The sequence below is a fragment of the Citrobacter sp. Cb031 genome (assembly GCF_030336725.1).
Taxonomy (GTDB): Bacteria; Pseudomonadota; Gammaproteobacteria; order Enterobacterales; family Enterobacteriaceae; genus Citrobacter; species Citrobacter braakii.
Genome location: NZ_JAOWDA010000035.1, coordinates 188,850 through 202,428 on the forward strand (window position 1 = coordinate 188,850; position 13,579 = coordinate 202,428).

Below are 13,579 nucleotides of genomic sequence, written 5' to 3' on the forward strand. Positions count from 1 at the left end.
CGTCAGGGAGTTACTATGGGCAGTGGATATTTCCTCGGTGTGGATGTCGGTTCCGCCAGCGTCAGGGCTGGTGTCTTTGATGCCAGTGGCAAACGGCTGGCTTTTGCGACATATGCCATCTCGCAGTTTCGACCCGGTCCTGAGCGGGTTGAGCAGTCATCTGCAGAAATCTGGCAGCAGGTTTGCCATGCAGTGAAGGAGGCGGTGTCGTCATCCGGGGTTCGCATTGAGGAGATTCGCGCATTGGGATTTGATGCCACCTGTTCATTGGTGGCACTGGATGAACAGGGGCGGGGTCTGGCAGTTTCACCAGGCGAACCATCGGACCATAACATCATCATGTGGATGGATCATCGTGCGGCGCAGGAGACGCAACGTATAAACGCCACGCAGGATCCGGCTCTGCGCTACGTTGGCGGTGAAGTCAGCGTCGAAATGGAGCTTCCTAAAGTGCTGTGGCTGAAAAACCATTTTCCAGCCACCTGGCAGAGTGCGCATCGCTTCTACGATCTGGCGGACTTTCTGGTCTCTAAAGCTACCGCCTGTGATGTTGCTGGTCTGTGCACGCTGACGTGTAAATGGAACTATCTGGCACATGAACAACGCTTTAGCCACTCTTTGCTTGACGCTGTTGAGCTAACGGATTTGTTGGGCAAAATCCCGTCGCGGATCCTGCCGCCAGGCGCCGCCGTTGGAACGCTTAGCGCCGATGCGGCCCAGGCGCTGGGGCTGACGACTGCAGTGGTCGTCGCCAGCGGAATGATTGATGCCCATGCGGGCGGAGTAGCGCTTGCCGGTGTTGAGCCTGAGGGGACGTTGGCGTTGATCAGCGGAACGTCAAATTGCCATATGCTGTGCAGCGAGCAGGAAATTCATACACCTGGTGTATGGGGGCCGTACTGGTCAGCCATGCTGCCAGGCTACTGGCTGACAGAAGGGGGGCAAAGTGCCGCTGGGGCGTTAGTCGACTGGACGCTTCAGGAGTCAGGAGCCAGCGCGGCGCTATTTCACAAGGCTGAGGCGCGGGGTTGCCATCCCATCGTTTTAGTTAATGAATGGGTTGCCGCACTTGAGGCGCAGGAGTCAGAGCCTGGTCGTTATTTGCATGTGTTGGCCGATCATCACGGTAATCGTTCACCGCGCGCGCGACCCGATGCCCGGGGGAGTGTTTGCGGTTTGACTCTTGAGCGAGGCGAGATGCAGGTTGCTCGTCTGTACCTGGCGACATTACAGGCGATCGCCTGCGGTACGCGGCATATTATGGAAGTGATGCGCGAAAACGGTCACACCATTTCCCGACTGACGCTGTGCGGCGGCGCAACGCATAACCCACTGTGGTTGCGAGAATATGCCGATGCCACCGGATGCGATATTCATCTGATGCAGGAAGAGGATGCAGTGACGTTAGGTGCGGCCATCACCGGCGCGGTTGCCTGCGGCGCGTGGGAAAATATTCCATCTGCATGCCAGGCGATGGTTCGATCTGGCGAGGTGATTAAGGCTAACCCGGCACGGCGGAACTTCTATGACCGCAAATATCAGGCTTATCTGATGATGTGGGATCAGCAGCAGGCGATTAACCAACTTATGCAGTAAGACAAAAGTTTAAAATACTTTTATGATTGTAGATTGACGTTTTTGGATGTGAACTGGGGCATATAAATGGCTAAAACAGTAGAACAGATAGCCAGCGATCTGAATTTATCGGTTACGACCGTACGACTGGTGCTGAACGGGAAAGCAGAGCAATATCGAATCAGTGTCAAAACCCAAACGCGTATTAATGAATATGTCGAGCGCTATGGTTACGTCATTAACCATTCAGCACGCAGCCTGAAATTGAATAAAACGGATACGTTGGGATTGATTGTGCCCAATATTTCCAACGTGTTTTTTGCCACACTCGCAGAAAAACTTGAGCAACGCTGTCGTCGTTCCGGTTATCAGCTAACGATTAGCTGTACCTATGACGATGTTGATTACGAAAATAAACTGACCAAAGCGTTAATAGCTCGCAATGTCGATGGCCTTTTTATTGTTCCCTCAACATTAGAGAATCAGCAGCACCATTTACGTCAGGTTAGAAAACCGATGGTGTTACTTGACCGTGATTTTAAGTATACCGATAACGCTCTGGTAGAAAGCCATAACATTTTGGGCGGCGAAAAGTTGACGCAAAGTTTGTTTGACGCTGGAAAGTCGCCGATCTGGTTTTTGGTGGGAGATACGGGATTACCCAGCATCGGCGACCGTTTGCAAGGTTATCTTAATGCATTGAACAATAATGGTATTTTGCATAGCGATTGGGTGCGCGAAGGGCCGGATAACACGCCCGAGGGGGGTTATCGACTGATGGATGAGTTGATCGGCGAACAGGGCTGCCCACAGGCATTTATCGCCTCATCATTACCCGTACTGGAGGGGGCCATTAACGCTATTCGTAATCGTTTTGGCACAATTCCACCTGAAATTAATATTGGGACATTCGATGAACACCCAATGCTGGGATTCCTCGCCAATAATGTCTGGTCAATGCAGCAGGATGAAAATGTTTGGGCGGAAAAAGCGTTCGATATGATGATGAGTGCTATTGATGACCAGCCAATTAAAGAAACTGTAAAAGTTGAGATGAAACTTATTAAGCGCGTAAGACAACCTTAATACGCCGCTATAAATAAATCGGCCTACTGAACCTGAATATATACGTTCAGTGGCTGCCTGTATCTGAAACCTGACCCGTCTTACTCTGCGGCTGCATTTTTCGCAATAAAGACGAGGGGAAACTGTACCCGGAGAATCATTATGGAAAGAATGCGTTTGTCACGAGAAATCATTGAAACCTGCCTTGAAATGACCAGCCTTGGATTGAATCAGGGGACGGCGGGAAATGTGAGTGCGCGTTATGAAAATGGGATGCTGATCACGCCCAGCGGTATTCCTTATGAAAGACTTACTGAAAATATGATCGTGTATGTAGATAACGACGGGAAATATGATAAAGGACAATTACCCTCCAGTGAATGGCGTTTTCACCTGGCGGCATACCAGACGCGTCCGGATGCCAATGCGGTTGTCCATAACCATGCCGTACATTGCACGGCCGTTTCTATTCTTAATCGCCCTATCCCGGCAATTCACTACATGATTGCGGCGGCAGGGGGGAACTCTATTCCGTGTGCGCCTTATGCGACGTTTGGTACACGAGAGCTGTCAGAGCATGTGAGCGTCGCCCTGAAAAACCGTAAGGCAACGCTTTTACAGCACCATGGGTTGATTGCTTGTGAAGCGAATTTGGAAAAAGCACTGTGGTTGGCGCATGAAGTGGAAGTTCTGGCCCGCCTTTATCTGAGCACGCTGGCGATTGTTGACCCGGTGCCGGTGCTGGATGACGAGGAGATCGCCATTGTGCTGGAGAAATTCAAATCTTACGGATTACGCATTGAAGAGTAATTTCGCATAGCGAAAAGGAGAAATACGATGGCGAACAGAATGATTCTGAACGAAACGGCATGGTTTGGCCGGGGAGCTGTTGGTGCATTAACCGATGAAGTCATCCGTCGTGGTTATCGCAAAGCGTTGATTGTGACTGATAAAAATCTGGTGCAGTGCGGCGTTGTCGATAAGGTGACTTCCCGAATGGATGCTGCAGGTCTGGCATGGGAAATCTATTCAGGCGTTATTCCTAACCCAACCATTGCGGTGGTGCAGGAAGGGTTGGGTGTCTTTCAGCAAAGCGGCGCAGATTATCTGATCGCCATCGGCGGAGGCTCCCCTCAGGATACCTGTAAAGCGATTGGCATTATCAATAATAACCCTGAGTTTGCGGATGTACGCAGCCTTGAAGGGTTATCGCCAACGCGCAACCCGAGCGTGCCGGTTATGGCTATCCCCACCACCGCGGGAACGGCAGCGGAAGTGACCATTAACTACGTGATCACTGACGAAGAAAATCGGCGTAAGTTTGTTTGTGTCGACCCCCATGACATCCCACAGGTAGCGTTCATCGATGCAGACATGATGGACGGCATGCCAGCGGCGCTAAAAGCCGCCACCGGAGTGGATGCCCTGACCCATGCTATTGAGGGGTACATTACGCGGGCAGCATGGGCGCTTACCGATGCGCTGCACATTAAAGCCATTGAAATGATAGCCGGGGCATTACGTGGTTCCGTTGCGGGCGATACCCAGGCCGGGGAAGCGATGGCGCTGGGCCAGTACGTGGCCGGGATGGGCTTTTCCAACGTTGGTCTGGGATTAGTGCATGGAATGGCACACCCGTTAGGCGCGTTTTATAACACGCCGCACGGCGTAGCAAATGCCATTTTGCTGCCGCACGTGATGCGCTATAACGCCGAATTCACCGGGGAAAAATTCCGCGATATCGCCCGGGTGATGGGAGTTAAGGTTGAAGAACTGACGCTGGCAGAGGCACGTAAAGCGGCAGTAGATGCCGTCTTCGCCCTTAACCGCGATGTAGGGATCCCGCTGCATTTACGCGATGTTGGCGTACGTAAAGAGGATATTCCTGCGCTGGCGCAGGCGGCATTTGACGATGTTTGTACCGGGGGAAATCCCCGTGAAGCGAATCTTGGGGATATCGTTGAGCTGTACCACACTGCCTGGTAATTTTTCAGCGTGACGGCGTGAAAGCCTTATCCGGCCTACCGGGGTGTTCGACGTGTAGGCCAGATAAGCACAGCGCCATTCGGCAACAGACCTATCGCACCAACCGTAATTGCTGCAGGTTTCCGTCGATATGTAAGTCCGTTTGCAGCCGTGCAATATCGCGACACAGAAACGCCATCTCCTGGTGCATCTCTAGTTTCTTGCGCCACTTGTCCGGTACTTCATCAAGATGCGCGTAAATGCCTTCCAGATGTTGAAACTGTACGAGCAGCTGCGTGGCGCTTTTGGGACCAATACCTGCAACCCCCGGTACTTTCGAACTGCTGATCCCGGCCAGTCCCCAGTAATCAGGCAACTGCTGCGGCAGCACGCCAAACTCTTTCTCAATAAACGGTGCATCCAGCCAGCGCTTCTGGAAGTAGTCACGAATACGCAGCGTCGGGGAGAGCAACTGACAATAGCCTTTATCGGTTGAGACGATGGTAGCCTGATGTCCCGCCTGGCTCACTTTAACCGCCAGGGTTGCGGCTAAATCATCGGCTTCATTCCCGCTGGAGACCCAACAGCAGACGCCGCGCTGTTCAAAAGCGGCGCGTAAGGCGGGCATTTCCTGGTGCAATTCATCAGGCATCGGGGGGCGACCGGCTTTGTAGTCAGGCAACCGTTGGTGACGCCAGCCGCTGTTGCGCGCTTCATCATCGAATACCGCCACGGCGTGCGTAGGCTGACTGTGCACAATCAACTGATCGAGCGCGTGCTGGCACGTCTCTACGCAGGGTGAGCCCTGTACGGCGTGAATGCGGCGGATAAGATTCAGTGCATCGACAATGAGCAGGTGGACGGTCACAGTGTTCTCCCTAACAAATAAGTTTGTAGGGTAACATTCACGGCGAGGGGAGGCGAGTGTTGCGAAATAGCGTTATCCGTAGACCGGATGGCGGCGAGCGCCTTATCCGGCCTACAGACTCTATAACGTGGTGGGACTTAATCGCAGGTGACAATCTTCATCGCCAGACCGCCGCGAGATGTTTCACGGTATTTGGCGTTCATGTCTTTACCGGTTTCGTACATGGTCTCGATGACTTTATCAAGGCACACGCGCGGTTCGCTGGTACGGCGCAGCGCCATACGTGCGGCGTTCACTGCTTTAACCGAAGCAATGGCGTTACGCTCAATGCACGGTACCTGCACCTGGCCGGCAACCGGATCGCAGGTCAGACCCAGGTTATGTTCCATACCGATTTCCGCCGCGATGCACACCTGCATTGGGCTACCGCCCAGCAGTTCAGCCAGACCGGCCGCAGCCATGGAGCAGGCAACGCCGACTTCACCCTGACAGCCCACTTCGGCGCCAGAGATTGAGGCGTTCATCTTGTACAGTGAACCAATGGCGCTCGCGACCAGCATGTAGCGTGCCAGCGAGTTAGCGTTCACTTCGCGGATAAACTTGTCGTAGTACGCCAGCACGGCAGGAACAATCCCGCATGCGCCATTAGTTGGCGCCGTAACCACGCGTCCACCGGCAGCGTTTTCTTCGTTCACGGCCAGCGCGAACATGTTGATCCAGTCAACAACCGCCATCGGATCAGTGGTGGTTTTGTCGCTGCTGACCAGCATACGACGCAGCGCCGCCGCGCGACGTGGAACGCGCAGTTTGCCCGGCAATACACCTTCGGTGGTGATGCCGCGCTCAATCCCGCTGCGCATGACGTCCCAGACGTTGGCGAAGTGTTGTTCCAGCTCTTCTTTGCTGTGCAGCGCCAGTTCGTTTTGCATCATCAGACCGGAAAGTGACAGGCCGGTTTCCTGGCAATGACGTTGCAAATCAGCCGCAGATTTATACGGATACGGCACGTTTACCGGAGAGTTGTTCGGTAAACCAAAATGTTCTTCATCAACGATGAACCCACCGCCAATGGAATAGTAAGTCTGGCTGTAAATGGCTTTTTCGCCCGCCAGTGCGGTAATACGCATCCCGTTTTCGTGCAGGGACAGATTGTCCGCATGGAAATTCATGCACTTGTCGACCGGGAACTCGACCTCATGTTGACCGTCCGCCAGCAGCAAACGTCCATGAGTATTCACATCCTGGATAAAGGCCGGGATGGCATCAATGTCTACGGTATCCGGCAGATTACCCGCCAGGCCCATAATAATCGCGATGTCGGTATGGTGACCTTTCCCCGTCAGAGACAAGGAGCCATAGACATCAACCACTACGCGGGTTACGTCAGTGAGAATTCCGCGTGCAATCAGGTCATCCGTGAATTGTTTGCCTGCTTTCATCGGGCCAACAGTGTGGGAGCTGGAAGGGCCAATGCCGATTTTGAAAATATCGAATACGCTAATCATGAGGCGTCCATTGTGTATCGAGGTGCGCCGCCCCGAGGAGCGGCGCAGGGGAATTAACTGAACAGAGAGTAGAAAATAGCGGAGATAGCGATCAGGCCCATAATCACAACGAAGACGTTGCTGATATGGCCGCTGTATTTACGCATTGCCGGTACTTTCTGAATTGCATACATCGGCATCAGGAACAGAATCATCGCGATGATTGGGCCACCCAGGGTTTCAATCATACCGAGGATACTTGGGTTCAGCGTCGCCACAATCCAGGTGGTTACCAGCATAAACAGCGCAGTGATTTTGTTCAGTTTGTTGATTTCGATGGTTTTGCCTTTGCCGCGCAGAGACTTAATCACCATACCGTTGAAACCTTCACGTGCGCCCAGGTAGTGGCCGAGGAAGGATTTGGTGATAGCGATAATCGCGATGATCGGTGCCATCCAGGCAATGATCGGCGCGTTAAAGTGGTTTGCCAGGTAAGACAGGATAGAGATGTTCTGCTCTTTCGCTGCAGCCAGATCCGCTGGGGTCAGGCTAAATACGCAGCTGAAGACGAAGAACATAACGGTCAGCACCATCATGATGTGAGCGAATGCCAGAATCTTAGAGCATTTCTTCTCAGCTTCATCACCGTATTCTTCACGCTTCGCCACGGCGAAGGAGGAGATGATCGGTGAGTGGTTGAAGGAGAACACCATTACCGGAATTGCCAGCCACAGGGTCAACAGCAGTCCGTTGCCGGTGGTTGCTGCAGAGTCAAAGGACAGGGTTTCCAGAACGGCACCGCTCCACTGAGGGATCAGGTACAGCGCCAGCAGCATCAGGGCGGCAACAAACGGGAATACCAAGATGCTCATCGCCTTCACGATCATCTGCTCACCGAAACGCACGATGGTCATCATGCCGACAATCAGGATCAGAGACAGGATTGCGCGCGGCGGCGGCGTAATTGCCAACTGGTGGGTCAGGAAGCTTTCGACGGTGTTGGTGATTGCTACGCTGTAGACCAACAGAATTGGGTAGATAGCGAAGAAGTAGAGCAGGGTAATCAGTTTTCCCGCGCCTACACCAAAGTGTTCTTCTACAACTTCAGTAATGTCTTCACCCGGATTTTTACCGGACAGCACGAAGCGAGTCAGGCCGCGGTGTGCAAAGAAGGTCATTGGGAAAGCGAGGATCGCCATGATGATCAGCGGAATCATACCGCCTACGCCTGCGTTAATCGGCAGGAACAATACACCCGCGCCAATCGCCGTGCCGTAAAGGCCCAGCATCCACATGGTGTCTGTCTTGCGCCATGCGCTGCGGGTCTGGCCCGTAACGATAGTGCTGGTTTGAGTGTTTTCCATCTATTTCTCCTGGAGGAAGCTTAAAAAGTCGGGTTTGGGGTCAATCCAATGAGAAAATACCCGACTGTAAATCGAAATTCGTTGAGCGATTTTTTATATAATTTTTCGCCGTAATAATTTGCGGGCGGAAAGATACATTTTAGTAATGAATGTATCAGTGATCGCGATCCCAAATGCAATAATCCACCTTTTATGTGGATAAATTTGGACCATTAATCTGTTAAAAAATAGTCAAAGCGAATTTACGGGCGCGAAGGCTAACATTAACGACATATATCATGAAAGCGAAGGCGCGAAGATACGAGCGTTACGCTGTAAAAACTGTTGTTTTTAGAGGATTTTGGCGACTAATAATAATTTCCTAAGATAAATCACGGTTGGGTTTTAAAGGTAATCGTTTGCGCAGCGCGTTATTTTTAATGAAACATCATCGGTATTTATATGATCGTCTGAGCTATGTGACTGGTATCACTAAAAAAAGCCGGGAGGCTGATGCGCCAAACCCGGCTTTGATATGGACAAAACTGTCACCGCGATAGCGTCTGCTGGCGGCTGTTGGAGGTTAGGCGCAAATCTCGTAGCAAGGGATATACGCGGAGCCAGGTAACTTCATACGATGCTGTGCAACAAAGCCCTGCAGGAGATCGTCCATGCGGCGCATCATTTCGCGGTCACCGTGGATTTTGTACGGGCCAAACTCTTCGATGGCGCGGATCCCGACTTCCTTCACGTTACCGGCTACAATCCCCGAGAACGCACGGCGCAGGTCTGCCGCCAGTACTTCCACGGGTTGATCCGGGTACAGCTTCAGGTTAGCCATGTTTTCATGGGACGGCTCGAACGGCATCTGCAAATCAGGCGCGATACGAATCGACCAGTTAAAGCTGTAGGCATCACCGGTGTCACGGCGGTTCTCTTTCACCAGCGGCATCGCTTTTTTCATCAGACGAGCCACTTCTGCTGCATCGTCTATGATAATGCGATAGTGGCGACGCGCACCTTCCCCCAGTGTGTGCACGATAAATTCGTCCAGCACGCGGAAGTAATCGGCGCTCTCTTTTGGTCCAGTCAGGATCAGCGGTAAAACCTGATCTTTGTTGGCCGGGTTCATCAGGATCCCCAGCAGATACAGCAGCTCTTCTGCTGTCCCTACGCCGCCTGGGAAGATGATTATACCGTGGGCGATACGCACGAACGCTTCCAGACGTTTTTCAATGTCTGGCATGATGATCAGTTCGTTAACCAGCGGGTTAGGCGGCTCAGCGGCAATGATTGACGGTTCGGTCATACCGATAAAGCGGCTGTCTTTGTATCGTTGCTGGGCGTGACCGACCGCAGCGCCTTTCATTGGCGCTTCCATCGCCCCCGGACCACAGCCGGTACAGATGTTCAGTTCGCGCAGGCCCAACTGGGTACCAACGCGACGGGCGTACAGGTACTCGTTTTCGTTGATTGAGTGCCCCCCCCAGCAGACGACCATGTTCGGCGCTTCACCCACGTGTAGCGCCCGGGCATTGCGCAGGATCGAGAATACCAGGTTGGTAATATGCACCGAGCTTTCAAGATCCAGATGCTGAAAGCGACCGGCGTTATGGATCTGGCCATTGACGAACAGAATGTCGCGCAGCACAGCAAACAGGTTGGCCTGCAGTGCGCGAATAATGCGTCCATCAACAAACGCATCTTCAGGTGGGTTGATCAGTTCCAGCTTTACGCCCCGTTCGCGGCGCAGCACGTTAATGTCGAAACTTTCAAAGCGTGACAGCAGCTCTTTGCTGTTGTCGGTCAAACTGCCGGAGTTCAGAACGGCAAGCGAACAGTTACGAAACAGTTGATACAGGTCGCTGCTGGCCGTGCGTTTAAGCATATCGACTTCCAGCTGCGACAACATGTCCATTGAGCCAAGCGGGCTAATATGTGTAATCAAGTAAACTCCTTATGGGACGCAACACGTCATTCCCTGTTGATTACAATAGCCCTGGCTTATGACCTTTCACAACCTTGCGCGCGGAATCCGGCACGCAAAATTGAGAAAAAAGATTACTGACGTACCAGACGCCCCGTTGCCGGAGTGAAATCGGTGTTGGTGCGCCATGGGTTAATGTCCAGGCCGCCACGTCGCGTGTAGCGTGCGTAAACGCTCAGTTTCTCCGGCTGGCAGAAGCGCAGAATGTCATTGAAAATGCGTTCCACGCACTGCTCGTGAAACTCATTATGGTGACGGAAGGAGACCAGGTAACGCAGCAGCTTCTCGCGATCGATTTTTCGTCCGCGATACTGAATCTGTATGGAGCCCCAGTCCGGCTGGTGGGTGATCAAGCAGTTAGACTTCAGCAGATGGCTGACCAGCGTCTCTTCCACCGCTTTTTCACCGCCAACGGCATTTTCCAGATACTCTGTGCTGAACTGGTAGTTATCGATGACGATATCCTGATTGTCGATACAGGTGCCGTTAAAGTGGGCTATCGGTTGTCCTTCCAGTTCGTCAAGACGGTACAGCGCTACGCTGACATCACCCTGAGCACAAGCGCGCAGATCGTTTTCCAGCGTCTGGCGTACCGCATCCCAGGAATCAAAACGCGTCTGGTTAAAACTGTTCAGGTAAAGCTTAAAGCTTTTCGATTCAATCAGATTTACGCTGGTGTAATCCAGTTCTACATGACCGACCGCTACCTGCGGTAAACCGTTAGCATTCAGCCAAGACAGTTCATATAGCGTCCAGATATCGGCACCGTGAAAAGGCAGATTATCGGCCTGTAAATCCAGCGGGTCGCGGTTCAGGCTGCGTGGAACGCCCTGCAGCAGGCTGGCATCGTAATTGTCACGGTAATCTGTTGATTTACCGAGAGTCAGGCCGTCAAGCGCCTGATGATTTTCATAAGAGGACATGTTTCACCGTCATAAACCAGATACACTATGCGACAAGTGTATCCTGGCTTTTGTGAAGAGAGAAATCAGTGGACGAATTGACAGCGCAGGCGTTGACAGCCTTTACGACACGTTATTGCGACGCATGGTACGAAAAAAACAACAGTTGGCCCCTCAGCGAAGAGCTGTATGGCGTACCTTCTCCGTGCATCATTTCTTCCACAGACGATGCGGTATTCTGGCAACCTCAGCCTTTTGTCGGCGAAAAAAACCTCAATGCGGTTGAACGCGCCTTTGATATCGTGATACAACCAGCCGTTCACGCTTTTTACACCACCCAGTTTGCCGGGGACATGCACGCGCAGTTTGCGGATGAAAAGCTAACGCTGCTGCAAACCTGGAGCGAAGACGACTTCAGGCGCGTTCAGGAAAACCTGATTGGTCACCTGGTTACGCAAAAGCGCCTCAAGCTGTCGCCTACGCTTTTTATTGCCACCCAGGACAATGAGCTTGACGTCATTTCGGTGTGCAATCTCTCCGGTGAAGTGTGCAAAGAAACGCTGGGAACCCGTAAACGAACGGTGCTGGCGGACTCACTTGCGGAATTTCTCACTCAGCTTAAGCCAGTTCTGTAATCCAGATTGCCCTGAACCTTGTGAGAGATCTCTTACAAACCCTGTAGGACATTGCCAGGTGATAAGTAAAGACTTAATGAACGGATAAAATAATTATTCCTTATTATTCATAAAGTTAATGTTTTATTGTCAACTTTCATACGAAAATAATCTTAAGGGAGTGTCTGTAAGCATCTTGTAAGACAAGGCGAAACAGGCGATTCTATATCTGTCGACAAGGAGTCGCACAACGAAGAGAACATCAGGATGATGGCTCTTCGGCAGGACACACCAGGACGGTGTTACAAGGACAGGCTTCAGGATGAAGCAAAGCGGAAAGCGCTGGATGCGTTAAGGGACACCTCCAGGATGGAGAATGAGAGCCGGTCAGGATGTTCGGCGGGTCAGGATGGCCAGGACACTTCAGGATGAAGTTTTCACATCGGGGTGGTGTGAGCAGGATGCACAAGTTCAGGATGAACAAGGTCGCAAGACCACAGGAAAAGTTGTCACGGATGAGCAGGGAGCACTAAAAGTAGCTGGAACGCTGCGAAACGAACCGGGAGCACTGTTTTTACAGTGCTCCCTTTTTTTATTTCCCTTCACTAGTGCTATTCTTCGCGCCAGATTTTTCATCATTGAGGTTAATTTCATGACGACTCATGACCGTGTGCGCCAGCAGTTACACGCGCTTGAAGCGCTACTGCGTGAACATAATCACTGGCGGTTGGATGAGCCTGCAGAGCATCTGTTTACCAGCACGCAGCCTTTTTGTATGGATACCATGGAGCCGGTTGAGTGGCTGCAATGGGTATTGATTCCCCGCATGCATACGCTGATTGATAACGCTCAGCCGCTTCCGCAGGCTTTTGCCGTCGCACCGTATTACGAAATGGCGTTGGCAGCCGATCACCCGCAACGCGAAATTCTCCTGACGGCATTGCAGGAGTTGGATGCACTGTTTACAAGTGATAACGCCTGATGCTGGAGATTCTGTATCAGGACGAATGGCTGGTCGCAGTTAACAAACCTTCGGGCTGGTTGGTTCACCGCAGTTGGCTCGACCGGGATGAGAAAGTGGTGGTGATGCAAACGGTACGCGACCAGATTGGTCAGCACGTTTTTACCGCCCACCGACTCGACAGACCGACTTCCGGAGTACTGCTGATGGGACTGTCCAGCGAAGCCGGGCGGTTGCTGTCCCAGCAATTTGAACATCATCAAATTCAGAAACGCTATCATGCGATTGTGCGTGGCTGGCTGATGGATGATGCCGTGCTGGATTACCCGCTGGTCGAAGAACTGGATAAGATCGCTGATAAGTTTGCCCGTGATGATAAAGGCCCGCAGCCTGCCGTCACCCATTATCGCGGTTTGGCGACGGTTGAGATGCCGGTAGCGACCGGGCGTTATCCGACGACCCGTTACGGATTGGTGGAACTGGATCCTAAAACCGGTCGAAAACACCAGCTCAGACGCCATCTGGCGCACTTACGCCATCCAATTATCGGCGACAGTAAGCACGGTGATTTGCGGCAAAACCGCAGCGCCGCTGAGCACTTTGGCTGTCAGCGTTTGATGCTTCATGCCAGCCAGCTTGCGCTGACTCATCCTTTTACCGGCGAACCGCTGGTTATTCGCGCCGGGCTGGATGATGTCTGGATGCAGGCGCTATCACAGTTTGGCTGGCGTGGACTTCTCCCTGAGAATGAAAGGGTTGAGTTCAGCGGGCTGTCAGGTCAGGATGAGCAGATAGATTCTTAAGTCCCAGGAGAT

General features: G+C 52.3%; 12 protein-coding genes. 7 read left to right on the plus strand and 5 right to left on the minus strand.

The genetic code is table 11. From position 1 onward, the window contains the following. The first annotated feature begins 15 nt into the window (after window positions 1–15). The 4 genes from OGV93_RS22655 to fucO all read left to right on the plus strand — a co-directional run bounded on the left by OGV93_RS22655 (window position 16) and on the right by fucO (window position 4,626). Window positions 16–1,596 carry an FGGY-family carbohydrate kinase gene (locus tag OGV93_RS22655; protein ID WP_101700179.1) on the plus strand — a complete coding sequence of 527 codons (1,581 nt, stop codon included), beginning with the start codon at window positions 16–18 and terminating at the stop codon, window positions 1,594–1,596. Window positions 1,597–1,662: 66 nt separating this feature from the next. Next, window positions 1,663–2,661, plus strand: coding sequence for a LacI family DNA-binding transcriptional regulator (locus OGV93_RS22660; protein WP_016154251.1), 999 nt, complete (start codon window positions 1,663–1,665; stop codon window positions 2,659–2,661). A gap of 141 nt (window positions 2,662–2,802) precedes the next feature. Next, a complete protein-coding gene (gene fucA / locus OGV93_RS22665) occupies window positions 2,803–3,450 on the plus strand; it encodes an L-fuculose-phosphate aldolase (protein WP_003034062.1) in 648 nt (215 codons plus the stop codon). 27 nt (window positions 3,451–3,477) lie between these two features. Beyond that, entirely contained in the window at window positions 3,478–4,626 is a 1,149-nt protein-coding gene (fucO, locus tag OGV93_RS22670; RefSeq protein ID WP_046276144.1) for a lactaldehyde reductase, read from the plus strand. A gap of 91 nt (window positions 4,627–4,717) precedes the next feature. On the opposite strand, the gene xni is transcribed toward fucO, so the two are convergent. The 5 genes from xni to queF form a co-directional block, all read right to left on the minus strand. Further along, entirely contained in the window at window positions 4,718–5,473 is a 756-nt protein-coding gene (gene xni, locus OGV93_RS22675) for a flap endonuclease Xni (RefSeq protein ID WP_287110195.1), read from the minus strand. Window positions 5,474–5,610: 137 nt separating this feature from the next. Continuing rightward, complete coding sequence (locus tag OGV93_RS22680; protein ID WP_016154248.1) at window positions 5,611–6,978, minus strand: L-serine ammonia-lyase; 1,368 nt, start codon at window positions 6,976–6,978, stop codon at window positions 5,611–5,613. A 53-nt stretch (window positions 6,979–7,031) separates the two neighbouring features. Further along, window positions 7,032–8,321, minus strand: coding sequence for an HAAAP family serine/threonine permease (locus OGV93_RS22685; protein WP_016154247.1), 1,290 nt, complete (start codon window positions 8,319–8,321; stop codon window positions 7,032–7,034). A 562-nt stretch (window positions 8,322–8,883) separates the two neighbouring features. Then, window positions 8,884–10,248: a nucleotide 5'-monophosphate nucleosidase PpnN gene (ppnN, locus tag OGV93_RS22690; protein ID WP_049040360.1), complete on the minus strand. Its 1,365-nt coding sequence runs from the start codon at window positions 10,246–10,248 to the stop codon at window positions 8,884–8,886. A gap of 113 nt (window positions 10,249–10,361) precedes the next feature. Next, entirely contained in the window at window positions 10,362–11,210 is an 849-nt protein-coding gene (queF, locus tag OGV93_RS22695) for an NADPH-dependent 7-cyano-7-deazaguanine reductase QueF (protein ID WP_016154246.1), read from the minus strand. Window positions 11,211–11,278: 68 nt separating this feature from the next. Between queF and syd the strand changes: the two genes are divergently transcribed. From syd to truC, 3 genes are all read left to right on the plus strand, one after another. Further along, window positions 11,279–11,824, plus strand: a complete 546-nt coding sequence (syd, locus tag OGV93_RS22700; protein WP_016157357.1) for a SecY-interacting protein — start codon at window positions 11,279–11,281, stop codon at window positions 11,822–11,824. A 631-nt stretch (window positions 11,825–12,455) separates the two neighbouring features. Continuing rightward, window positions 12,456–12,785, plus strand: a complete 330-nt coding sequence (locus OGV93_RS22705) for a YqcC family protein (protein WP_016154244.1) — start codon at window positions 12,456–12,458, stop codon at window positions 12,783–12,785. Beyond that, window positions 12,785–13,567 (plus strand): tRNA pseudouridine(65) synthase TruC, encoded by a 783-nt coding sequence (gene truC / locus OGV93_RS22710; protein WP_003825671.1) that lies wholly within the window; start codon window positions 12,785–12,787, stop codon window positions 13,565–13,567. The genes OGV93_RS22705 and truC overlap by 1 nt, the downstream gene beginning before the upstream one ends. Window positions 13,568–13,579 lie beyond the last annotated feature (12 nt).